Origin of the sequence: Bacillus infantis (assembly GCF_050107595.1) — a bacterium.
GTDB lineage: Bacteria > Bacillota > Bacilli > Bacillales > Cytobacillaceae > Bacillus_AB > Bacillus_AB infantis_C.
Window position 1 is genome coordinate 237,746 of record NZ_JBNILH010000002.1, and the last position, 21,955, is coordinate 259,700.

Annotated in this window: 20 protein-coding genes, 1 pseudogene and 1 riboswitch; of the genes and pseudogenes, 12 read left to right on the top strand and 9 right to left on the bottom strand. The window is 45.3% G+C overall.

The window, feature by feature from the left end:
• The first annotated feature begins 63 nt into the window (after positions 1-63).
• The 4 genes from ACQCVH_RS04460 to ACQCVH_RS04475 all read left to right on the top strand — a co-directional run bounded on the left by ACQCVH_RS04460 (position 64) and on the right by ACQCVH_RS04475 (position 3,825).
• Positions 64-1,170, top strand: coding sequence for an SDR family oxidoreductase (locus tag ACQCVH_RS04460; protein ID WP_426834628.1), 1,107 nt, complete (start codon positions 64-66; stop codon positions 1,168-1,170).
• A gap of 90 nt (positions 1,171-1,260) precedes the next feature.
• On the top strand, positions 1,261-1,731 hold the full coding sequence (locus ACQCVH_RS04465; RefSeq protein ID WP_426834629.1) for a hypothetical protein: 471 nt from the start codon (positions 1,261-1,263) through the stop codon (positions 1,729-1,731).
• Between the two features lie 220 nt (positions 1,732-1,951).
• Positions 1,952-2,695, top strand: a complete 744-nt coding sequence (gene sigI / locus ACQCVH_RS04470; RefSeq protein WP_426834630.1) for an RNA polymerase sigma factor SigI — start codon at positions 1,952-1,954, stop codon at positions 2,693-2,695.
• Positions 2,692-3,825 carry an anti-sigma factor domain-containing protein gene (locus tag ACQCVH_RS04475; protein WP_426834631.1) on the top strand — a complete coding sequence of 378 codons (1,134 nt, stop codon included), beginning with the start codon at positions 2,692-2,694 and terminating at the stop codon, positions 3,823-3,825. Before sigI ends, ACQCVH_RS04475 begins: the two co-directional genes overlap by 4 nt.
• Before the next feature lie 38 nt (positions 3,826-3,863).
• Here the strand turns inward: ACQCVH_RS04475 and ACQCVH_RS04480 are convergent, their stop codons facing one another.
• The 4 genes from ACQCVH_RS04480 to ACQCVH_RS04495 all read right to left on the bottom strand — a co-directional run bounded on the left by ACQCVH_RS04480 (position 3,864) and on the right by ACQCVH_RS04495 (position 8,142).
• Positions 3,864-4,061: an alpha/beta-type small acid-soluble spore protein gene (locus ACQCVH_RS04480; RefSeq protein WP_426834632.1), complete on the bottom strand. Its 198-nt coding sequence runs from the start codon at positions 4,059-4,061 to the stop codon at positions 3,864-3,866.
• A 90-nt stretch (positions 4,062-4,151) separates the two neighbouring features.
• Positions 4,152-5,504 (bottom strand): (Fe-S)-binding protein, encoded by a 1,353-nt coding sequence (locus ACQCVH_RS04485; protein ID WP_426834633.1) that lies wholly within the window; start codon positions 5,502-5,504, stop codon positions 4,152-4,154.
• On the bottom strand, positions 5,501-6,913 hold the full coding sequence (gene glcD, locus ACQCVH_RS04490) for a glycolate oxidase subunit GlcD (RefSeq protein ID WP_426834634.1): 1,413 nt from the start codon (positions 6,911-6,913) through the stop codon (positions 5,501-5,503). Before glcD ends, ACQCVH_RS04485 begins: the two co-directional genes overlap by 4 nt.
• Before the next feature lie 98 nt (positions 6,914-7,011).
• Entirely contained in the window at positions 7,012-8,142 is a 1,131-nt protein-coding gene (locus ACQCVH_RS04495; protein WP_426834635.1) for a CdaR family transcriptional regulator, read from the bottom strand.
• A gap of 153 nt (positions 8,143-8,295) precedes the next feature.
• Here ACQCVH_RS04495 and ACQCVH_RS04500 point away from each other — a divergent pair, with 153 nt between their 5' ends.
• Positions 8,296-9,651 carry a TrkH family potassium uptake protein gene (locus tag ACQCVH_RS04500; RefSeq protein WP_426834636.1) on the top strand — a complete coding sequence of 452 codons (1,356 nt, stop codon included), beginning with the start codon at positions 8,296-8,298 and terminating at the stop codon, positions 9,649-9,651.
• 205 nt (positions 9,652-9,856) lie between these two features.
• Here the strand turns inward: ACQCVH_RS04500 and ACQCVH_RS04505 are convergent, their stop codons facing one another.
• Positions 9,857-10,192 (bottom strand): DUF3905 domain-containing protein, encoded by a 336-nt coding sequence (locus ACQCVH_RS04505; protein WP_426834637.1) that lies wholly within the window; start codon positions 10,190-10,192, stop codon positions 9,857-9,859.
• Between the two features lie 195 nt (positions 10,193-10,387).
• Between ACQCVH_RS04505 and ACQCVH_RS04510 the strand changes: the two genes are divergently transcribed.
• Positions 10,388-10,549 (top strand): hypothetical protein, encoded by a 162-nt coding sequence (locus tag ACQCVH_RS04510; protein WP_022543641.1) that lies wholly within the window; start codon positions 10,388-10,390, stop codon positions 10,547-10,549.
• The gene (locus ACQCVH_RS04515; RefSeq protein WP_426834638.1) at positions 10,549-10,695 is read left to right on the top strand and encodes a hypothetical protein; all 147 of its coding nucleotides are present in this window, start codon (positions 10,549-10,551) and stop codon (positions 10,693-10,695) included. The genes ACQCVH_RS04510 and ACQCVH_RS04515 overlap by 1 nt, the downstream gene beginning before the upstream one ends.
• Before the next feature lie 253 nt (positions 10,696-10,948).
• Here the strand turns inward: ACQCVH_RS04515 and ACQCVH_RS04520 are convergent, their stop codons facing one another.
• Both ACQCVH_RS04520 and ACQCVH_RS04525 read right to left on the bottom strand, forming a co-directional pair.
• Positions 10,949-12,709, bottom strand: a complete 1,761-nt coding sequence (locus tag ACQCVH_RS04520; protein ID WP_426834639.1) for a B12-binding domain-containing radical SAM protein — start codon at positions 12,707-12,709, stop codon at positions 10,949-10,951.
• A gap of 182 nt (positions 12,710-12,891) precedes the next feature.
• Positions 12,892-13,932, bottom strand: coding sequence for an acyltransferase family protein (locus ACQCVH_RS04525; protein ID WP_426834640.1), 1,041 nt, complete (start codon positions 13,930-13,932; stop codon positions 12,892-12,894).
• Between the two features lie 1,006 nt (positions 13,933-14,938).
• On the opposite strand from ACQCVH_RS04525, the pseudogene ACQCVH_RS04530 reads away from it, so the two are divergent.
• From ACQCVH_RS04530 to ACQCVH_RS04550, 5 genes and pseudogenes are all read left to right on the top strand, one after another.
• Positions 14,939-15,076, top strand: a pseudogene (locus ACQCVH_RS04530) (HAMP domain-containing protein); the annotation flags it as partial.
• 120 nt (positions 15,077-15,196) lie between these two features.
• Complete coding sequence (locus ACQCVH_RS04535; RefSeq protein WP_426834938.1) at positions 15,197-16,015, top strand: methyl-accepting chemotaxis protein; 819 nt, start codon at positions 15,197-15,199, stop codon at positions 16,013-16,015.
• Between the two features lie 285 nt (positions 16,016-16,300).
• Entirely contained in the window at positions 16,301-18,154 is a 1,854-nt protein-coding gene (locus tag ACQCVH_RS04540) for a PAS domain-containing sensor histidine kinase (RefSeq protein ID WP_426834939.1), read from the top strand.
• 135 nt (positions 18,155-18,289) lie between these two features.
• On the top strand, positions 18,290-18,874 hold the full coding sequence (locus ACQCVH_RS04545) for a DUF2087 domain-containing protein (RefSeq protein ID WP_094768838.1): 585 nt from the start codon (positions 18,290-18,292) through the stop codon (positions 18,872-18,874).
• A 6-nt stretch (positions 18,875-18,880) separates the two neighbouring features.
• Positions 18,881-19,627, top strand: coding sequence for a GNAT family N-acetyltransferase (locus tag ACQCVH_RS04550; protein ID WP_426834641.1), 747 nt, complete (start codon positions 18,881-18,883; stop codon positions 19,625-19,627).
• Here the strand turns inward: ACQCVH_RS04550 and mtnK are convergent.
• Complete coding sequence (gene mtnK / locus ACQCVH_RS04555; RefSeq protein ID WP_426834642.1) at positions 19,605-20,792, bottom strand: S-methyl-5-thioribose kinase; 1,188 nt, start codon at positions 20,790-20,792, stop codon at positions 19,605-19,607. The genes ACQCVH_RS04550 and mtnK overlap by 23 nt on opposite strands.
• Positions 20,793-20,892: 100 nt before the next feature.
• Positions 20,893-21,048: riboswitch (SAM riboswitch) on the bottom strand.
• A 90-nt stretch (positions 21,049-21,138) separates the two neighbouring features.
• Positions 21,139-21,915 carry a carbon-nitrogen family hydrolase gene (locus ACQCVH_RS04560; RefSeq protein WP_426834643.1) on the bottom strand — a complete coding sequence of 259 codons (777 nt, stop codon included), beginning with the start codon at positions 21,913-21,915 and terminating at the stop codon, positions 21,139-21,141.
• Positions 21,916-21,955 lie beyond the last annotated feature (40 nt).

The following is a 21,955-nucleotide window of genomic DNA, read 5'->3' on the forward strand; positions in this document are numbered from 1 at the left end:
ATTGTTGCAGCCGGTATGACCGGTTACAATTTGAGTAAATCTATGATAGAAAGAGGCGGTCAAATGGAGGAGAGGCATTATTTTTTCACAGGATTTCCTGGTTTTATCTGCTCCCGGCTAATCAGAGAGGTTCTCAATAAAGAGCCAGGGAATGTACATATCAGCGTTTTAAGCCTGCGGGAAATGGAAGCGGCTGCAAAGGCTGAAATCAGGCAGATCTGTGAGGAGACGGGAGCAAGCAGCGGGCGTTTTTCAATCATTATTGGAGATATTACAAGGGCTGGGCTTGATATCACGCAGCAGGACTTAGCATTTCTCAGGGAAAACATTACCCATCTTTTTCATTTAGCCGCCATTTATGATTTGGCTGTGCCTAAGGATATTGCGTATAAGGTAAATGTTGAAGGGACAAGGCAGGTCACAGAATTTGCAGAAACGTTAAAGAAGCTTGAACGTTACATCTACTTCAGTACTGCCTATGTGGCTGGAAAAAGGGACGGGCAGCTGAAGGAGGATGAGCTGATAGAGCCGCCTGGATTCAAAAATCATTATGAAGAAACAAAGTATCTGGCCGAGGTCATTGTTGAGAATGCTAAGGCTGAACTGCCGGTTACCATCCTCAGGCCTGGAATTGTAAAAGGCCATTCTGTAACAGGGGAAACAATCAAGTTCGACGGGCCGTATTTTATGCTGAATTTTATGGATCGCCTTAGCAGGCTGCCATTTCTCCCCATGCTCGGGAAAGGGGAAGCCTATATCAACCTGGTGCCGGTGGATTATATCATTGAAGCAGCCGTATTTCTTGGGACGTCTGCTGTTGGACGGAATAAGACCTACCATCTTACAGATCCGAATCCATATAGAGTTTCCGATCTGTACGAAATGCTGATGGTGGAGCTCTGCGGGAAAAGGCCGGCCGGCAGCTTCCCTCTGAGTGCTGTCAAAGGGGCGCTTCGCATCAAAAAGCTGAGGAATTACCTTGGTGTGGAGCAGGAGGCGCTTGACTATTTTACCTGGCAGGGACGCTTCGATTGTTCAATAGCACAGACCGATCTGGAGGGATCAGGAATCTGCTGTCCGGATCTGAAAGAAGGCATACCGTCAATGGTTTCTTTTTTCAGGCAGCATAAATCAGATCCGCGGTTCCAGGTGCATAAGATTTATTCTTAGCAGGCATTTTGAAGCATGTTCAGGTATTTGTGATAAAAGTGAGATCTTTAGTGCATGATACCACTATAGAAATATAGCTGGTGATAATGAATGAAAAAAGTCGGAAAACTAGAAGCTATTTTTTGGAGCATTGCCTTGCCCGGGTTCAGCCAGCTGCTGACGGGCCACTATGTAAAAGGTGTTCTTTTTGTGGCGCTTGAAGTTATTATCAACGTATTCAGCAACTTTAATCTGGCTATCATGCACAGTTTCCTGTGGGAAATCGATAAGGCGGCGGGAGTGCTCGATTATCAGTGGCTGATGTTTTACCCTTGTCTCTATATGTTTGCTATGTGGGATGCTTATAAAGAAGCAATGCCTGCAAAGGAAGAGTTATCTTTCCTGCCGTTTGTCTTTGGAGCTTATTTTGTAACTGTGGGTCTTATGTATTCAGTAAGGCTCAAACTTTTTGGCATCTTATTTGGCCCGGTCTTTTTGCCGATGATGTTCCTCATTCCCGGGCTTGTGACGGGCTTCGCGCTAAGGGCCCTGCTCTTGTTCCTGCGAAGAAAAGCAGCATAGAATGCATAAAGCGGGCCAAACGGCCAATACACAAACCTTTGCTCAATCAGCAAAGGTTTTCTGCCGTTCATGAGCAATCTCTAAACCACCCCCAAAAGCTCCACTTTCCGCGCGAAGCTTTATGTTAGCAGTGAAAAAATCTTCCTTTTTTCTCTCTTTAAACCTTCCCTACTGGCTGTTATTTGGCATATGGTATAATGAGCTGGTGAGAGGTGAGGGTATGCTCGGTTATTTATTCATCACTAAGAAGAGACAAACACTAGAACAAACCGTAATGAAAATCCAGCAGGGCGACAGCCAGCTGCTAAATGAACTGATAGAGTCATACAAACCTTTTATAGCAAAAACCGTATCCTCCGTCTGCAGACGCTATATCCATGAGTCTGACGATGAGTACAGCATCGGCCTGATTGCCTTTGATGAAGCGGTCCATAAGTACAGTTCCGAGAAGGGCAGTTCCCTCCTTGGCTTTGCCGAGATCATAATCAAGCGAAGGGTCATTGACTATATCCGCCAGCAGGCAAGGCACAGGAATGTCAGCTATGACGGTAGCAGCGGAAGTGCTGATGAGCAAACTTCAGCCAGTCTTGTGGAAGACAGGCTGTCGATTGAAGAGTTCGTTAAAAAAACAGAGCAGGAGCTGAGACGGGATGAAATCATTCACTTTACAGCTCTTCTTAAAGAATATGGACTAACTTTTGCTGAAATTGCAGACCAGTCTCCCAAACATGCAGATGCACGGAAAAATGCGATGGAAATAGCTTCGGCACTTGTTAGTGACAAAGAGCTGGCTGCTTATTTGCAGGAAAAGAAGCGCCTTCCCATCAAGCAGCTGGAAGGCACTGCAGCAGTGAGCAGAAAAACGATTGAAAGGAACAGGAAGTATATCATTGCTGTTTCACTTATTCTAATGGGAGATTATGTGTTTTTACAGGAGTATATAAAAGGGGTGCTGAAAACGTGAAAAAAGGAGTCATCCTTGAAATTGAGGGACGTTTTATGACGATGCTTACTCCCGAAGGCGAATTTCTTCGTGCCCTTAATACGGAAGGACAGCATCAGATAGGGGAAGAAATCTACTTCTACCCTGTTAAAACTGCAGAAAAAGACGGGAAAGGGCTCATTTCACGCCTGGGGGCAAGGAAGAAACTGATTGCCGCTGCCGCCCTGGCCTGCCTTCTTGTTCTATCTCTTGTCATGCCTTTTAATAATAGCAGCGAAGTTTACGCCTATATGACAATTGATGTAAACCCGAGCATCGAGTTGGGTGTCGACAAGGAACTGTCCGTAGTGGAGCTTCATTCCTATAATCAGGAGGGCAGGGAATTGCTCAATCTGATGGAGAATTGGAAGGGGAAAAGCGCAGGCTATGTAACTCGGAAGATCCTAAATCTGGCACAGCAGCAGGGATATCTGAGAGAGCACGAAGAAATGATCATCGCTTCTGTACTGAAGAAAGAAGTCAGCAAGGATTCCTCTGAAAGCAAGAAGCTGGACAATCAGGTTGAAAGCATCAAGGAAACTGCAGAAGCAGAGAATCTTGAGGTCAAAGTGATCCAAGCAACTGAAGGTGAACGGGAGAAGGCCAAAGAAAAAGGGCTGACTGCCGGAAAATTTATAGAAGAGGAAATAGAAAGGAAGCAGCAGCTGGAGCAAAGGGAACGGGAAAAAGAAGAAGCTGCCGGGGAGAAAGCGGAAAATATTAAAAGGAAACAAGAGCATCAAAGCAGCGGGACCGCCGATAAAGCGAAAGATAAAAAGGGAGCAGGCAATATAAAACCTTCGTCTCAGCTTCCAAAAGGTTCTGTCCCAAAGCAGGAAGGAAAGAACAGGGAAGAAGACAGGAAAAATGTTGCCCGCAAAGCAAAGCCGGAAAGGCAGGATGAAAACAAGGGGCGGGGCAAACAGGATATTAAAAAGGAAGAACAAAGAAAACAAGAACAAGGGAAGCAAGAAAAACACGAGAAGCACGAAAAGAAGGAGAATGATGGCAATGGCAAGAAAGGTTCCCCTTCGCCGGGCAATAATGGCCGGGGGAATGGCAATAACGGACATGACAAGGGAGATAAAGGCAATAATGGAAAATCCGGCTGAAGGCAGCCGGATTTTTTGCCATTTATATTCTGTTATTATTATTCATTCCGTCCAGCAAGCTGGGATTGAGCTTGTTGTACAAGACGCTTTGTAATTTCTCCGCCAACAGAACCATTTGAGCGGGAAACTGTATCTGAACCAAGATTAACGCCAAATTCCTGAGCAATTTCGTATTTGACTTGATCAAGGTACTGCTCAATGCCGGGAACGAGCAGTTTATTGCTGCTTCTAGCCATATTGAGTTTCAGCTCCTTCCATATTGATGCAGAGCTTAAGGCCCTGTATCTGTAGTATGGAATTCTGCAGCCGTTTCATGTTTGGTAATGTTATCTTGCTGCCAGTTCTCCTGCTGAAGCATATTCAGCAGCTTCCAAAAGCAGATCTGCAATATGGACTGCCTTAACATGGCCAGATACCCCTTCACGCTCAATCCCAAGCTTCATCTGAAGAAGGCAGCCAGGGTTTGAAGTGACAATGACTGCCGCTTCTGTTACTCTGGCCCGGCCCATTTTGTGATCCAGAATCTGCATGGACATTTCTGATTCAACCATATTATAAATGCCCGCAGAGCCGCAGCATCTGTCCGCGTCCTTCATTTCCCGGTACTCTGCGCCGGTGATGGAGCCAAGGAGCATGCGCGGGGCAGCTGCCGTCTTCATCACATTGCGGAGGTGACAGGAATCCTGGTACGTAATGACCTGATGGGGGAGGGCCATCTTATGGATTTTATGGAAATCCAATTCAAAAAGGGTCTGGGAAATGTCCTTGATTTTATTTTTAAAGCTCTCAGCGCGGATTTTCCATTCAGGCTCATCTTTCAGGAGATGATCGTAATCCACAAGAAAAGCGCCGCAGCCGCCTGCATTCGTTATGATATAATCCGCTCCCGTACCCTCAAAGGCAGCGATGTTCCGTTTTGCAAGTTCTTTGGCTTTTTCTTTTTCCCCGCTGTGTCCATGGAGGGCGCCGCAGCAAGCCTGTGTTTTCGGTATGACGATTTCACAGCCGGCCATTTGCAGCAGCTTCATGGTTGAGTCATTTGTCCCCATAAAAATGGTGTCCATCAGGCAGCCGGAGAAAAACGCTGCCCTTTTCACTGGCTTCCCATGAGCTGGCAGCTCTTCGGGACGATCCTTCATGGCCTTGTAGGAAGGGACGGCTGGAAGTACTTTTTCCATTGCTGCAAGGCTGTCAGGGAAAAGCTTCATAAAACCTATTTTCCTTACAGCGGTTTGCAGTCCGGACCTCTGATACAGGGAAAGGAGGCCAGCGGCTGCTGTCATTCTTTCCTGATAGGGAAACAGTCCATGAAAAACAGTCTTCCTGATCGCCTTGACCGGGAGTGAGTATTTTTTATTCTGGCTGATAATATCCCTTGCTTCTTCGAGAAGGTGGCCATAATTCACACCAGAGGGACAGACGGGCTCACATGCCCTGCAGCCCAAACACAGATCCAGCGACCGCTCTACATCGCTGTCCGGCTCGATCAGGCCATCTGCTACAGCTTTCATAAGCGCAATCCTGCCTCTGGGTGAATGCTCCTCCTTAAATCCCGAAGTGATGTAAGTGGGACAGGAGGGGAGGCAGAATCCGCACCGCATGCAATTCAGGAGTTCATCTTCATCCATTCTGCTGCTGAATCCATGTTGGATCTTTTCCCGTTCGGCCGCTGTACTCATTTAGATATCACCACACGTTTCCTGCTGTCTTTAGCAAATATTTTCCCGGGATTCATGATATTCTTCGGATCAAGTGCACTCTTGACGGCCTGCATCGCCGAAATGCCTTCCTGTCCTAATTTAAGCTCAAGATACGGAGCTTTCATGACACCAACGCCATGCTCGCCGGTGATAGTTCCTCCAAGCTCGATGGCTTTTGCAAAAATCTCTGCAAAAGCTTTCTCCACCCGGTCCATCTCTTCTTTATTCCTTGCATCCGTAGGACAGGTAGGATGGAGATTTCCATCTCCGGCATGGCCGAAAGTACAGATTTTGAGATCATATTTGCTGGCAATCTCATTGATGCTTCTTACCATATTGGCAATTTCTGAGCGTGGAACCGTTGCATCTTCAAGAATAGTGGTAGGCTTGAGCCTTGCAAGGGCTGAAAGGGCGGCTCTTCTCGCAGCCGTCAGCGCCTCTGCCTCTGCGGCCGTTTTGGCGACCTGGACAGAAACTGCGCGCTCTTCCCGGCAAATTTTCTCCATCTTTGCCATATCACGCTCGACAACTTCACGGGGGCCGTCCTGCTCAATCAGCAAAACGGCTTTTACATCTGTAGGCAAGCCGATCTGTGCGAACTCTTCCACGACCTCGAGTGTCGGCTGATCGAGGAATTCTAATGTTGCAGGGATGATTTTATTGGCTATGATTTTTGAAACAGTCTTCGCTGCCGCTTCAAGATCCTGGTAAAGGGCAAGCATCGTCTTTTTTGTTTCCGGCATCGGGATCAGCTTCAAAGTCGCTTCGGTGATAATCCCAAGCGTACCTTCTGAGCCTGTAAAAAGCCGGGTGAAGTCATATCCTGCCACATCCTTTGCGAGCTTGCCTCCCGTCCTGATGATATCCCCATTGGCCAGGACCGCTTCCAGGCCCATGACATAATCTCTGGTCACACCATATTTCAGGCCGCGCAATCCGCCGGAGTTTTCGTTTATATTACCTCCGATGGTAGATATTTTCATTGAGCTTGGATCAGGAGGGTAAAAAAGTCCTTTTGCTTCTGCCTCGCGTATTAAGTCTAGTGTGACAAGCCCAGGCTGGACAGTTATAGCAAGATTCTCTTCATCGAGCTCGAGAATTTTGTTCATATGCTTGAACAGAATAACAAGCCCGCCCTCTGTCGGGCATGTGCCGGCGCACAGATTCGTGCCAGAGCCTCTAGGAACAATAGGAATGGAATACTCGCTGCATACTTTTACTATTTCAGATACTTCGCCTGTATTCCGAGGACTTATGACCGCGTCAGGGAGGGATTGGAAATTCGGGGTGGCATCGTAGGAATAAACCAGGCGCACCGCATTGGAATCATCATAATGATCTATGCCTGCAATCGCTGTCAATTTCTCTTTAGCAGCTTTAGGTATCATAACAGGAGCCTCCAGTTGCCGCCGGCTGATGCCGGCAGTGCTTTTAGCTTCATTATAAGCGTGACGATTTTTGTTTTCTATAGATGTTAATACGAATTTTATTCGTTTGTTAAGTGATTATTTGTATGTTCATCTAACAACAGGCATGCCATATAAAGGATGAACAGCTGCTGTGCATTGCCGGTGCTAAGGCCTGTAAGATCCTCAATCTTTTTAAGGCGGTAGTGGAGTGTATTGATATGTATATGCATGCTTTCTGCTGTTTTTTTTAATGAATGGTTCTGCCTGAACAGTTCTTTGAGCGTTTCAAGAACTTCAGGGTGCTCCTTAAGGGGGCCGATGGTTCTTTTTATATAATCTGATTTGGTTTCCGGCTTGATTTCATCCATCAGCATCTCCAAGGTAAGGTTTTTATCAAATCTTAAATACCCGGCTTTCTTTGCAGCTTTCAAAGCCCTTTCCGCCTGCCTGAAGGAACGGGAAAGTGCGGATGATGCAGACGGCTGCCCAGCCCCTCCAGAAAGCGCAGAACCGGAACTCCTGCCGAGATAGCTGTAATACCGGGCTATTCTGTCCTCGAGCCTTTGTATCTGCTCTTCCGTCTGATGTGCGAAGAGAGCAACAATTCGATCATGTCCCCAGCGAATAAAAAGGTCATTATCGTTTTTTTCCGGCCAGGAGAGGAGCCTCTGCCATATTTCCCTTGAAGGAATCTTTTCAGGTTCAAGGAATTCTGCTATAAACACCAGCCGTTCAAGCCTGGTGTCGATCTTGAGCATAAGAGCCCTGTCTATAAAAGAACTGCCCTGACCACGCTCCTGCAGCCAATCAAAGACAAAGCCTTCAAGGGCCCTTGACTGCCAGTCCATTTGTTCGCTGTAAAAATTTTCGCTGATTAAAAGCTCTGTCATTTTCCGGATAATCTCTCCGTAAGGAGCAACCTTTTCCGGGTCGCCTGTGATTCCTATCACTGCGGCGACTTCTTTCTGAAAGAAAACAGGAAGATTTATCCCGGCCTTTACGCCTCTCAGCTTTTTCTCATCTTCTGTTGTGATGATTCTTTTATCCCGATTTTTAACAGACTGGAGTGCGCCTTCGTGGAAGGCTCCAACTCTATCTGGTGATGTGCTTGAAACGATGATTCCATCTGTATTGACCACGATGATTTCTTCTTTCAAGACCCCTCTGACCTCGCGAAGGATCTTTTCGGCAAGTGCAGGCAAAAGCATGGTCGATCCCCCTAATTCTGGTGAAATAATTTATGTCTTTATGCTTAATTATATAAAAATAAAAAAAAACACGCTAATAGCCTCATAATCCTTTTAAAGGCTGCTGTTTTTCTTTATGATAGGGGATAGGCAATTTAGGAGGGAAAGAATTCAATGTGGGATGAAATAAAAGATAGGCTGGATAAATTATCCCCTGCCCAGGTTATTACCGGCTACTATTTGCTTGCTGTCACGATTTCGGTGCTGCTGCTGCGCATTCCTGCAGTCCATCAGCCCGGGGTTGAGGTATCCTGGCTCGATTCGGCCTTTACGGCTGTCAGTGCCGTCAGTGTAACGGGGCTTTCAGTTTTAAATATATCTGAAACTTACAGCACCTTTGGGGTCTTTATGCTGATGTTCGTCCTGCAATTCGGGGGAATCGGCATCATGACGCTGGGGACTTTCTTCTGGATTTTGCTTGGCAAGAAAATCGGCTTAAGAGGAAGAAGGCTCATCATGGTCGACCATAACCAGTCGAACCTGTCGGGCCTCGTCAATTTGATCAGGGAGATCCTGAAGCTGATCCTAATCATTGAAGCGGCGGGTGCGCTTATACTTGGTGTTCATTTCCTCAGTTATTATGATACATTCCAGGAAGCCATGCTGCACGGCCTGTTCGCTTCGGTCAGTGCAACGACAAACGGTGGCTTTGATATTACTGGAGCTTCCTTGATTCCTTATGCGGATGATTATTTTGTTCAGCTTATACATATAATCCTGATCACACTTGGGGCAATCGGCTTTCCTGTTCTGATAGAAGTGAAGCATTACCTTTTTGACCGGAGAGATTATGAGAACTTCCGCTTTTCCTTGTTCACAAAGCTGACGAGCACCACCTTTGCCGTGCTGCTGGTGGTTGGGACAGTTCTAATCCTTCTTCTGGAAGGAAGGCATTATTTCAGCGGTATGAGCTGGCATAAAACGTTCTTTTATGCTTTCTTCCAATCTGCCACAACAAGGAGCGGAGGTCTTTCGACGTTGAATGTCAATGATTTTGCTGAGTCTACCCAGCTGCTTCTGAGCGGGCTTATGTTCATCGGAGCTTCCCCTAGCTCGGTAGGGGGAGGGATCAGGACCACGACTTTCGCCCTGAATGTCCTCTTCCTTTATCAGTTTGCCCATGGGAACAGGGATATTAAAGTATTTAAAAGGGAAATACATCAGGATGATGTATTAAAATCACTGGTCATCACCATCTTGGCTGTCGGCATGTGTTTCTTTGCAGTCATTGTACTGAGCCTGAGTGAGACCCACAGTGTGACGGCAATCATCTTTGAAGTATGTTCAGCCTTTGGAACGACTGGGCTGTCCATGGGAATAACCTCCGATTTGTCAGCGGTTGGGAAGTGCGTGATTATCATACTGATGTTCATTGGAAGAATTGGGCTGACTTCCTTCTTATTCATCATAGGAGGGAAAGAAAAGAAGTCAATCTATCATTATCCAAAGGAAAGAGTCATCATAGGGTAAAAGCATATAACCATGTGTTATATGCTTTTTTTCTGGGCAGAAATTTAAGGCGCCGGATTTAAGCCGCTTCCGCACTTTAGTTTGTCCAGATCCAGGCGCTAGAGCCTCGAGTCATAAGCCAAGGCAGAATTAAAGGCAAAGAACGCCTTTTATTCTGCCGCGTCTTATGCTTGTCGGCTCTGGGCAAGCCGCTTCCGCACTTCATTTAATCCGTTCCCCTGCTCACGTCTTTTTCTGGATGCATGAAGGGGGAGCTTTGGGGCTTTTGTTGTTTTTCAAGGAGTTCTCTGTTTTCATCTGTGTTCCAGCCGATGTCGTTTGTCGGGTGGATCCATTGTTCCCCTGACATGACAGCAGGGTCGGTTTCATCGGTCCATTGCTCCAGCGGGGAGTCTTCTGAAGCGTAGAAGCTGTCGCCGATTGTAACCCCAAAAGAGTTTTTGAATGGCTCTTCCAGCTTCAGATGCGTCCCTTTTAAGCTGGGAGCGGATATTTGGTGGGGCAGTGTGCCATCAATGCCAATCTGCTTCCCTTTTTTCATCTGTTTTGTGCACATCCTTTCTTTATAAGAAATGCGAGGGGGCTAGGCTGCAGAGCTGGACAAGTATTATTTTTTCAAGCTGGCTTCTATTTTATAAAGAAGCATGACCTGCAAATAAAGGAAAGAGCAAGAGAGAATTCTTTCGGGGTGGAACGAAGAAAATATAGGAGAAACAATGACTTAGGAGGAATTAATATGGCGAAGCGAAAAGCAGAACATGATGCGGTAGAAAAATATTCTAAAACGCCGAAGAAAAATGTTGCAGAATCAGAATTCTCCGCAGAGTTTACACATGGGGAAGAGACTGCTAAAGGAGCCAACCGGAATTCCAAGCAGGGAAGAAAGGGGAGGGGCTGATGCAAAGGAAACCTGAGGGTGACTTGAACCAGGAGACCTCCAATGTTGAGTTCGGCCTGGAATTTGGGGACATGAACGCAAGCAAATTCTACGAACATCCAGATGCCTTCAGGGAGAAGAACCAGAAGGAAAGAAACAGTAAATAAGAGATGACCGTGCGGCCGATTTGGACCGGTTTTGAGGATTTGGTAGAAAAATTCAGGAAATGATTAAAATATCCGGGACATAACTAAAAAAACTTTATCTTTAAACAAATAAAGGCTTCAATTGGTAAATAATATATCCGCGCCAGTTACAAAACCTAAATTCAGCCGGTTCTGAGCACAGCACACGGCTTGAAACGGTCATTCTGAACAAAAAAGCCTGAAACTGCAGCAGTTTCAGGCTTTTTTTCAGAAGTTAAGCTGGTTTAAGTGTATTTTTGGTGCAAGAAAAAATTTGTGTCTGTTCATTTGAAGCATCGAAAAAGGCGATGATACTGGAAGCTTCCCGTATAATTTCTCCCGTTTCCAGATACGCGCTGATATCAAATTCAACCTGGTCAAGAAGTGTATGTTTGTGAAGGTCCTTCTCGCTCAGGCGCAGATTTTCAAATTGGCTGCCAAATGAAGCCGGGTTCCTGGCAATTTCCTGATAGATGGCGGATCGATCGCTCTTTTCATAGCCGGCTTCCCACCATGGTTTTCTAGGCTTATACTTCTGGTTTGCAAGATAGTCCAATTTCATAAGGCCCTCAATGATCCTTAAATCTTCCAGCTGCTTATATTCGAGGAATTGCTGCAGCCTGCGGAATAGATCTTCGAGCTGATGGCCGATCCTGGACCAGCCCATCTCTTCCCAATAGCCTCCAAACTCCTGGAAAAAGTCAAAAGGTGTCGGGAATGAGCGGGTAGTCAAGTACTCAATTGTTTGGTCCATGCGATGGTCATTCCAGTATTTTTCCAAAACATCTTCAACCTGTTTGATCCTGATAATATCTTCAAAGGGCAGTACATTATTGCCGAGTATTTCATATGGCGAATGATCCATATAGATGTATCCGTGCTTTTCTGCACTCAGCCTCAGGCCGGTTCCGCGCAGCATTTTGAGGAATCCCAGCTGAAGCTCCTCTGGCCTCATGGCAAACACATCGTTAAAGGTCTTCTTAAACGAATCATAATCTTCCTCAGGCAGACCCGCAATCAAATCAAGATGCTGATCGATCTTTCCGCCGTCTTTGACCATTGTTACCGTCCTTTTCAATTTTGCAAAGTTCTGTTTTCTCATGACCAATTCATTGGTTGCATCATTAGTCGACTGGACGCCGATCTCAAAACGGAATAGTCCAGGAGGGGCTTCCTTGTTGAGAAAATCAATGACTTCCGGCCTCATGATATCAGCAGTGATCTCAAATTGAAAGACTGTCCCCGGCCGATGCTCATCAATCAGAAAACGGAACATCTCCAGCGCATAGCTCCTGCTGATATTGAAGGTCCGGTCCACAAACTTAATTGTCTTGGCTCCATTGTCCATTAAATAGCGAATATCTTCTTTAATTTTTTCTCTGTCAAAATAGCGGACGCCGACTTCAATGGAGGAAAGGCAGAATTGGCAGGAGAAGGGGCAGCCCCTGCTCGTTTCAATATAAGTGACGCGTTTGGAAAGATGGGCTTTGTCTTCTGCAAATCGGAAAGGGGAAGGAAGATCGCGCAAATTCAGCTTGTTTCGCTGAGGGTTGAATTTTACCTTGCCATTCTCCCTGTAGGCAATTCCATGAACATTTTCCATTTTATTTTCACCATCAAGCTCTGAAAGGAGCTGCTTGAAGGTTTCTTCACCTTCGCCGATGACGATAAAGTCAAATGCTTCTACTCTTTCCATCCACTCGGGCACATCGTAGGAAACCTCCGGACCGCCGGCAATAATCTGGATGGCAGGATTGATTTTTTTGATGATATTGATGACCTTGATTGTTTCTTCAATATTCCATATATAACAGCTGAATCCGATAACATCGGGTTTTTTTCTGATCAGATCGGTCACGATATTCATGACAGGATCCTTAATGGTGTACTCTGCCAGCTGAATGTCAAAATCAGGCTCGGCATAAGCTTTCAAATACCTGATGGCAATATTGGTATGGATATATTTAGCGTTCAGTGTAGTGCAAACGATATTCATTTTGGTAGAACTCCTTTAAAGAGTAGTGCAATTCAGAACAACTTATTATTATACGTTATTGTAGACAAAAAAAGTAGCTGTAAATCATATAGTTCCGCTTTGGCAAACTTTCTTTTGCTGCCAGGGGAACCTGAATCCCAGGCTCCTGAAAGTAAAAAGCCCGCCGTCCGGCGGGCTATTAATCAGTTTAACAGTTTTCTTCTGTAAAACTCCAGCCATGTTTTACCCCGCAGCTGAAGCTGCTTCAGCCGGGAAGTATTGAGCTCTATGAGCGGCTGGGCAAAGGAAGTTGCAATCCTGCTTGACAGGATAAGCGTAAGGATCAGGGATATTCCGGCAAGCAGCAGGAAATTCTCGGGCTCGCGGAAGTAATCCTGGACTCCGCTCTCCCTGAAAATACGCACAAAGAATCCATGCAGAAGATAGACATATAAAGTGTTCTTTCCAAGATTCGTAAAGAAGTATTTCTTTTTGGGTACGAAAGCCAGGAACGAGAATACCATGATAAGGCTGAGAATATAAAAGGACAGCCTGGTCAGCAATGCCTTAAAAGAAGCTGCGCCCATTTCAGCATATGGCTTTGATCCGAGCAGCCATTTATAGTTGATATCCGGATAAAAATAGAAGCCGATGAACACGATTGCGAAAATACCTAGAGCAGCAAGCCTGAATTTGGGCCTGAACAGCATATATAGCTGTTCTTTCCGCAAAAAGTATCCAATCAGGAAAAGCGGGAAGAATACAAACGTCCTGGATAAGCTTAAATAGTTGGATACTGTGTCAGCATAGCCGATCAGCAGCCCTATCAATATGGCAGCGCCGATAGAATAAGCAGGCTTGAATTTTGCGAACAAAAGCAGCATGATATTCCAGCAGAACAAGCTAAGCAGAAACCATAGTGACCAGTGCGGCGTAAAAGGATCGAGAGAGATTGTTGATTTGTTATAAAGATAATAATAGAACACAGAGTAGATTGCCTGGAAAATTAAATAAGGCAGTATCAGCTTTTTGGCAATTTTCTTCACATATCCCTGTTTCCATATCCCTCTTGCAAAAAATCCTGAAACCAGAATAAAAGCCGGCATATGAAAGGTATAAATGACCTTGTACAGCGTGTAGATTGTTTCATTATCTTCAATAAAGGAACGTAGCAAATGCCCAAAGACAACAAAAAATATCAAAATAAATTTGGCGTTGTCGAAGTAATAGTCTCGCTGTTTCATAACTCCTCCTTGATTAAAGACCCCCATAAAACTTTTATCTATAATACCCAGCCTAACATGCTGCTAAACAGTTGTGCCGTGTTAATTAGAGGATGGCATTCCAGTAATTTCAATAGGAAACTTGCTGTTTTTTTCAGAAATATTGGAAACTATTTCTTCAAAATCAAAAATCTATATATTATAATAAATGTTAATAGTAAAAAAGTTATATAGTATATTTCTGCTTATTAGGACAAAAGTTTGGTTCAGCGAAGAAGGAATAGGGGGAATAGATGTGAAAGGGGAAAGAAAGGCAGCAGTTAAAAAGGCTAAAGTTAAAAAGCCGAAAGTAAAAAAGGAAAAAGTCCGGAAAGGATTCATCTTGGCTGAGAAGCTGATGAATACGAAATTCTGGAGAAAGCTTAAGCTGGGACAGAAATATGGGGCGGCCCTTTTTATTACCATTGGCCTTTTTGCTGTTTCGACCATCATTACGTTTGTATTGCTGACGATGGTTAATGTAAAGATGAACACAGTTGAAGAAACAGGGGGTAAAACGATCCAGACAACAGAAATTGCAGCCCTGTTCAACAATAAAGGAAGCACGATTGGAAATTACATCATTGATTCAAATCCTAAGCATCTGAATAATTTCAAAGATCTTGGAGAAAGCATGGACAAGCTTAAAAAACAGGTGCAGCCTTCACTTAGGAATGACAAGACAAAAAGCCTCTATAAACGGATTGATCAGAATGACAAGCAGATAACAAAGATTTTCAATGATGTTATCATCCCTGAAGTAAAGCTTCAGAATGTCAGGGGCTACCGCCTGGGCAAATTGCAGGTGGATAATATTATCACAGAAACAGTCGGCCAGTTGGACGAGCTGCGCACCATCCTCAAAGAAGATCAAGCGAGCGCCGTGACATCAGCCAAAGCCGGAACAATCCTTACGATGATTGTTTTAGCCGTTTCTGTCATTGGTTCTTCTGTTCTGGGGGTGGCGAGCATCCTCCTTATCGGGCGTATGATCTCCGGCAAGCTGAGCCAGATTGTCACCTTATCGAATGAGGTAGCGGCAGGAAACCTGAATGTAGAATCGGTGGAAATGGAAGGGGAGGACGAACTGGCAGAGCTCAGCCGTGCCTCCAACTCTATGAAAGAAAAGCTTCAGGCAATGATACAGGAGATTTCTGCCGTGTCTACTTATGTGACTGACAGAAGCGGTGAATTGAATATCTCGGCGAATGAAGTCAGGTCGGCAAGCCAGCAGGCTGCATCCACCATGCAGGAGCTTTCAGGAGGGGCAGAAGAGCAGGCCAATTCTGCAACAAGCCTTGCTGAAATGATGGAAGATTATCTGGGTAAAGTCGAGTATGCCAATAAGAGCGGTGCTGCCATCAGGAAAGACTCAGGCGAAGTTCTGAATATGACGAAAAACGGCGACGAGCTTATGAAAGAATCACAGCAGCAGATGCTGCGCATCAATGAGATCATGAAATCTTCTGTACTAAAAGTGCAGGGGCTGGATGAGCAGACTAAGCAAATCTCGAAGCTTGTGCAGGTTATCCATGATATTGCAAATCAAACCAATCTGCTTGCTCTTAATGCTGCCATAGAAGCTGCAAGGGCTGGTGAGCATGGAAGAGGATTTGCCGTGGTGGCAGATGAGGTAAGGAAGCTGGCTGAACAGGTATCTTTCTCTGTGTCAGACATCACCACGATTGTAAAAGGGATTCAGGCAGAATCCAATGATGTTGTTCTTTCCCTTAAGCATGGATATGAGCAGGTAGAAGAGGGGACCGCCCAGATTGAGCATACAGGGCAGACATTCCAAAATATCTATCAGTCTGTCAACAGGATGTCTGAAAACATCAGTGAAATCTCCAGGAGCCTCGAACAAATTTCGAGCAGTTCTGCGGTAATGAACGACTCAATTGAAAATATCGCATCCGTTTCCGAGGAATCTGCAGCAGGGATTGAACAGACGAGTGCTTCCATCGGCCAGACAAACCACTCGATGGAGGAAATTTCTGATAATGCCCAGTCATTGTCCGAACTCGCAGATCAGCTGAACGAGATGATTTCTAAATTCAGGCTATAGATAGATATAACAGGCTGCCGGCGAAACTCTTTTGCCGCAGCCTGTTTTTGATGGAGTCTGCAGCCTATCACCTTAACAGGAAAGGGAAAAATCGCTGGTAATTGTCTAAAAATTGTTTTTTTTTAACCCGAACAGTAATAAAATGTAATTGTTATAGTATACAAGCCAAAAAAGCCGATAGATTTTTCCAATGCATATGGAAAGGTATATGATAGATGTCAGGCAAGTCTATGTCTTCAAGGAGGAAAAAAGGTGGGGGCTTTATCAGATATAGCAAGAAAGCAAATGGAGGAAAGGATTGCCGAACTGGAACTGGAAAATGAAAGGCTGAAACAGGCAGCCGAACAAATGGAAATGCATGCTATGGCAGATCCTGTTTTTGATTCCGCGGCAGATGGCATGATCATCTATACTGAACAGCTTGATATTATTGCGGTTAACTCTGCAATGTCTCTGTTTTTAGGTGCTGAGAAGGTTCAGCTTAAGGGATTCAGGCTGGATGATCTGGTTCCCGGAGATTATCATTTTAAGCTGGAAAAGCAGAAAAAGCTGCTGCAGTCCCAGGAAAATGTCAAAGGTGTTCTGCCGATGGCATATAACGGCAGTCTTGCCTACTTTGAATTTACAACGAGCCGCCTTCCCGATAGCAGCTTGCTTTTGTCCATTTTCCGGGATGTTACCAAGAAAAGGCGGCTGGAACAAAAAATCCGCAAACATGAGGATCTATATAAAGACTTGTTTGTGGAAGCTCTCGATGGGATCGTTTACTGGAAGGATAAAGGGACAATCATAAACGCAAATCAGGCAGCATGCAGAATATTTGAAAGCACCCACGATGAGCTTCTTGCCAGGAGGGTGGATGAATTCGTTCTTAATAAGGATGAAGGCTATTTTCAAATTTTCGAGGAGTTGTATAAAGAGGGTCAGGTAAGGAATGAGCTGTTTTTTCTGATGCCAAATGGGCAAAAGAAACTGCTTGAATTCACCGTCAAGCTGAACGCCGTTGAAGGCTATCATATGACGATTTTCAGGAATGTCAGTGAACGGTATAAAATGGAAGAAGAACTGCGGGAAAGCGAAAGGAAGTTCCGAAGCATTTTTGAAGGCGCCCTGGAGGGGCTGATTCTGTGGGATGAAAAATTTACCATCGTCGATATCAATGCTTCGGGCGAAAGAATGCTGCAGATGCCGCAGCATGAAATTGTGGGACAGTCCCTGCTTGCCCTGCTGAATGATTGTAATATTACGGAAGAGGAGCTGCGCCTGCATCTGGAGGAATTGTCAGGCAGCGGCCAATCCAACGGAACGATTTCTTATATTCTGAAATCCGGCAGAAAAATGCATTTTGAGTTCTCTTTGAAGCAGAATGTCTTCTCAGGGCTCAGCCTGACGACTTTTAAGGATATTACAGAGAAGCTGGAGATGGAGGAACAGCTGAAGAAATCGGATACATTGAATGTAATCGGGCAACTGGCAGCGGGGATTGCTCATGAAATCAGGAATCCGATGACGGCTTTGAAAGGGTTCATCCAGCTTCTGGAAGATAGTGCCGGGAGCGGAAATTCCATGTACTTTAATATTATTACCTCTGAACTTCAGAGAATCGACTCCATCATAAATGAGTTTCTGATTCTGGCTAAGCCCCAGGCAATTCAGTATGTCGAGAAAGATATCATCCAGCTGATGAAAGAGACAGTTGAATTTCTGACAGCCCAGGCAGTTCTCCATAATGTACAGTTCAGGACAGATTATGCCAAGAACCTCCCCCTGGTCTTCTGCGAGCCGAACCAGCTGAAGAAAGTGTTCATAAATATTATTAAAAATGCGATAGAAGTGATGCCAAAGGGCGGCATTATTACCATTAGCATTCAAAAAACAAAGACATGCAGCGTCCGGATCTCCATAAGGGATGAGGGATCAGGCATTCCGCCGGAAAAATTGCGCAAGCTGGGAGAACCGTTTTATACAACAAAAGAACGGGGAACAGGGCTGGGCTTAATGGTCACATATAAAATAATAGAAGAGCATGAAGGTAATATTGAAGTGGAAAGCAAACTGGGGGAAGGGACCGTTTTTCATATAGACCTCCCGATGAAGCGAGGCGGGTACCAGGATCCGGGCAGCATTTTTACTATATAGCAAAAAGAATATCGGTTGTTCAAATTTGTATCATTCAGCGGAATGGTGCATTTTTTTTGCAAAAAAGAATTGACTGCCGCAAACTGATTTGATATAAGTCTAATTAGATAAACTTCAAATTTGGAGGCTGATCTCATGCAGTTAGACAGACTGGTGGCATTTCATAAAACGATGGGCGACCCGGCCAGAATTCGGATTATAGCACTATTATCGAATGGGCCCCTGCATGGCCAGGCAATTGCGGGCAAACTGGGCCTGACTCCCCCGACGATCACCCATCATTTAAACAAGCTAAAAGCTATTAATAGCATCTATCAGCGCCGTGATAAAAACACCATCTATTATTACGTGAATGAATCGGTTATCAAACAGCAGGCAGAGGTTCTCATTAACCTGTTTGATAAAAAGGAAGGAGAGATGGAAGAAATGCTGGAAATGCATAATGAGAAACAAAAGGTTATCGAAAATTTCATCACAAAAGAAGGGAAGCTCAAGAATATACCGGCACAGCGCAAGAAAAAGCTGTTTATCTTTGAGCATATTGCTTCAGGTCTGAAAATGGGAAAGAAATATCCTGAAAAAGAGCTTAATGAGTATATAAAGAAATTCCATGAAGACTATGCGACGATCAGGAGAGAATTTATCGTCAATCATTTCATGTACAGGGAAAACAGCGTTTATGAGTTGAACCCCCGTGAAATGTGGGCTAAGCCGGAGTAGCTTGATATGGCCTATATGTATGAGCATATACCTGGAACTGATTTTGTCCCAGTCTTTGCTTCGGCTGTTCTTGATGGCCTTATACCAGGTGAGGTACAGGAGAGGCAAGGAAGTCTGCTGATATCCCTCACCAGCGGCATCCACTATGCCGCGGGACGAGCGGGAGAAGGGTCATTTGACCTGCTGGCAGGAAAATTGGATGAAGCAGAGAAAAATGGGAGGCGGTTCACACTTTTTTCCGGCTCTGCCGAACTGGATCAATTCATATCCGGCCAGTTTGGAGAGAGGCTCAATAAGCATCACCGCCATTCCTTTCAAAAATTTTCGCCGGTTCCTAAACTGTCTACCAAAAGCAGCGAAGTCTCCTTTTTTCCGCTGGATAGGGAGTCAGCAGGTGAATATCCTGAGTTCCGAATGGATTATTTCAGCACATACTGGGGATCCATTGAGCATTTTCTGAGATCCGGATTCGGCATCAGGGTGCTGATGGGAGAGCAGGCAGCCGGTGAATGTGTTTCTATATTCAGGAGCAATGAATTTGCCGAAATGGATATCCATATAGCAGAAAGTGCCAGGGGAAAGGGGCTGGGAGCCATGCTTGCTGCGAGATTCATTAAAACTGCCCTGGGAAAAAATCTGCAGCCGCGCTGGGATTGCAGCGCGGCCAATCTGGCAAGTAAGAAGCTTGCAGAAAAACTGGGTTTTTCTGATCCTGCGGAATACCTTGTTTTCACCCTGCCGAAACAAGGCTGACAATCCTGCATAAATCCTTTGCATCTGCGATTTCCCTGCGCTGAAGGATCAGGTTTCTCCCTGCAGCCAGTGCAGCTCTCTTGGCAGCCAGGCGCGCCTTTTTGTCTTCTATCCCGTCAAGGTCAGCAACATGGGCCAGTCCGATTGTCCTTCTTATCAGCTCACAGCCTGCAAAGCCAACCGCATCTTCCCAATATTTCTGAAGCACAGCGGATAGAAAACCTTCTGTTCCAGCAAAAGGATCTTTATTATCCTTCTGCCATAAAAGAGAGAAATCATCTGAGAAAGTTCCCCAGAATGTTTCAATATGATGATCTATAAGTCTCGTTTTCTCAGGATTGGCGATAGACTGGAATAACAGATTGGCAATCACCTGTCCGATATCAAAACCTGCAGGGCCGTAGAAAGCAAATTCCGGGTCGATGACTTTTGTCTCCGCATCGGAAGCAAAGATGCTTCCTGTATGCAAATCACCGTGAAGCAGCGCCTCCGCCTCATTTAAGAAAATTTTCCTGAGGCGCGCTGCCTCGAGTTTCAATGCTGAATCAGCCCATAAGGCTTCTGCATCGCCTTTCAGCTCTTCTTCAAAATCATTGGTCGGGCTATTGAAATAAGGATCTGCAAATATCAGGTCTTCCGTAATTTTGCACAGCTCCGGGTTGTAAAAATCTTTGGCAAGCTTTTTCTTATCAGCCTGAAGAAGGCCGTAGTCCGAGGTATAGAACAAAGTTCTTGCCAGGTAGTTTCCAAGATGGCCGGAAAGCAGCGGATATTCTTTTCCAGAGATCAGCCCTGTACGGCTGATCTCCAGGTGTGAAAGATCTTCCATCACAGTCACCGCGAGCTCTTCATCATTGTAGAAAACTTCCGGCACAAAATCCGGAGCAAGCTTTTTAAAAAGTTTAAGCGCTTCTGCTTCAATAGCAGCCCTTTTCAAGGTCAGCGGCCAGCTTTCGCCTACTACCTTGGCAAAAGGGAGAGCCTGCTTGATAATCAGGCTTTTTCCTGTCCCGTTTTCCTTGATCCTAAAGACAAGGTTAAGATTTCCGTCGCCTATTTCTTCCGTGGCTAAAGATGCATTTCCGGGAAACTGGCCAAGGCTTACAGCGAGTTCCGCGGCTGTTTTTTCTGTCAGCGGAGCATATTTATTCTTTACGAGTGTCATAATTTTCCCCTCCTGAATTTGGAGGCTTTATTTATCCATCAGGATATAAAAAAAGCCTCTTTCTCATGCTGAAAGAGGCTTGAAGTATTGAGCTTCGCACCTCTTATCTGCCAGAAAGCCAAGCTTTCTGCTGGAATTAGCACCGTGCCTTATGGAGAATACTCCGGCGCATGGATTGCGCCCCATCTCACGATGGAATTACGGTCGGTTGCTGGGCATCATCGGGCCAAGTCCCTCTGCCTGCTCTTGATAAGAGAATATAAGTTTGTAAAACCGGCTGCCGCCAGCTGTTTGAAAAAATAGTAACAGCGGCTCATGTTTTCTGTCAATAAAAATTTAAAAAATTCTAATAGAATTCAGGCCTGCGGTCCGTAAAAACTGGTATGCGCCCCCTCACTTCCTCTACAAGCCTTAGGTCGATTTCTGCTGAGAGGATTTCTTCATGTTCTGAAGCCTCTGCAACAACTTCTCCCCAGGGATCAATGATGATGGAGTGGCCCGCAAATTGATTGGACGGATCAGATCCAGCCCTGTTGCAGGCAACCACAAAGCATTGATTTTCAATGGCTCTCGCAATCAGCAGGGCACGCCAATGGGCGAGGCGGGGCAGGGGCCATTCAGCCACGGCGAAAATGGCTTCCGCTCCTTCAAGTGCATGCTTGCGGATCCATTCAGGAAAACGGATATCATAACAGATAAAGCCAGCCAGCGAATGGCCATTCAGCTTGAAAGATGCATCCCCGCTCCCGGGTGACAGGTGGAGATGTTCATCCATCAATTTAAAGAGGTGGAGCTTGCTGTATTGGTGCAGGAGTTCACCTGTGCTGCTGACTGCAAGCAGGGTGTTGAAAACGCCATCGGCTGTCTTATTTGCAACGCTTCCTCCAATGAAGGCGGCATTATGCTTTTGGGCCATAGTCTGCAAAAACTGGATGCTTGATTCTGCGTTTCTGTCCCCGATTTCTTCCAGCCGGGTCAGATCATAGCCTGTTGTCCACAGCTCGGGCAGCACGATGATATCGGGTTTTTCCTTGCTTGCGCGCTCAATCAGTGTTTCAGCTTTTTCGAAATTTCTCTCAGGGCTGCCAAAGGAGATGTCCATTTGGATGCAGGTTATTTTCATAGGGTAAACCTCCGTATGCAAAGGATATTATGTTAAAATT

Excerpts from the sequence above, each read along its gene's own strand:
- ACQCVH_RS04545 (WP_094768838.1), top strand. The coding sequence starts at position 18,290 with ATGCAGTTAGACAGACTGGTGGCATTTCATAAAACGATGGGCGACCCG.
- ACQCVH_RS04550 (WP_426834641.1), top strand. The coding sequence starts at position 18,881 with ATGGCCTATATGTATGAGCATATACCTGGAACTGATTTTGTCCCAGTC.
- ACQCVH_RS04460 (WP_426834628.1), top strand. The coding sequence starts at position 64 with ATGGAGGAGAGGCATTATTTTTTCACAGGATTTCCTGGTTTTATCTGC.
- ACQCVH_RS04505 (WP_426834637.1), bottom strand. The coding sequence starts at position 10,192 with ATGAAAAAAGGGAAGCAGATTGGCATTGATGGCACACTGCCCCACCAA.
- glcD (WP_426834634.1), bottom strand. The coding sequence starts at position 6,913 with ATGATACCTAAAGCTGCTAAAGAGAAATTGACAGCGATTGCAGGCATA.
- ACQCVH_RS04560 (WP_426834643.1), bottom strand. The coding sequence starts at position 21,915 with ATGAAAATAACCTGCATCCAAATGGACATCTCCTTTGGCAGCCCTGAG.
- ACQCVH_RS04515 (WP_426834638.1), top strand. The coding sequence starts at position 10,549 with ATGCAAAGGAAACCTGAGGGTGACTTGAACCAGGAGACCTCCAATGTT.
- ACQCVH_RS04500 (WP_426834636.1), top strand. The coding sequence starts at position 8,296 with ATGTGGGATGAAATAAAAGATAGGCTGGATAAATTATCCCCTGCCCAG.
- sigI (WP_426834630.1), top strand. The coding sequence starts at position 1,952 with ATGCTCGGTTATTTATTCATCACTAAGAAGAGACAAACACTAGAACAA.
- ACQCVH_RS04480 (WP_426834632.1), bottom strand. The coding sequence starts at position 4,061 with ATGGCTAGAAGCAGCAATAAACTGCTCGTTCCCGGCATTGAGCAGTAC.
- ACQCVH_RS04540 (WP_426834939.1), top strand. The coding sequence starts at position 16,301 with ATGGAGGAAAGGATTGCCGAACTGGAACTGGAAAATGAAAGGCTGAAA.
- ACQCVH_RS04525 (WP_426834640.1), bottom strand. The coding sequence starts at position 13,932 with ATGAAACAGCGAGACTATTACTTCGACAACGCCAAATTTATTTTGATA.
- ACQCVH_RS04535 (WP_426834938.1), top strand. The coding sequence starts at position 15,197 with ATGCAGGAGCTTTCAGGAGGGGCAGAAGAGCAGGCCAATTCTGCAACA.
- ACQCVH_RS04510 (WP_022543641.1), top strand. The coding sequence starts at position 10,388 with ATGGCGAAGCGAAAAGCAGAACATGATGCGGTAGAAAAATATTCTAAA.
- ACQCVH_RS04485 (WP_426834633.1), bottom strand. The coding sequence starts at position 5,504 with ATGAGTACAGCGGCCGAACGGGAAAAGATCCAACATGGATTCAGCAGC.
- ACQCVH_RS04520 (WP_426834639.1), bottom strand. The coding sequence starts at position 12,709 with ATGAATATCGTTTGCACTACACTGAACGCTAAATATATCCATACCAAT.
- ACQCVH_RS04465 (WP_426834629.1), top strand. The coding sequence starts at position 1,261 with ATGAAAAAAGTCGGAAAACTAGAAGCTATTTTTTGGAGCATTGCCTTG.
- mtnK (WP_426834642.1), bottom strand. The coding sequence starts at position 20,792 with ATGACACTCGTAAAGAATAAATATGCTCCGCTGACAGAAAAAACAGCC.
- ACQCVH_RS04495 (WP_426834635.1), bottom strand. The coding sequence starts at position 8,142 with ATGCTTTTGCCTGCACTTGCCGAAAAGATCCTTCGCGAGGTCAGAGGG.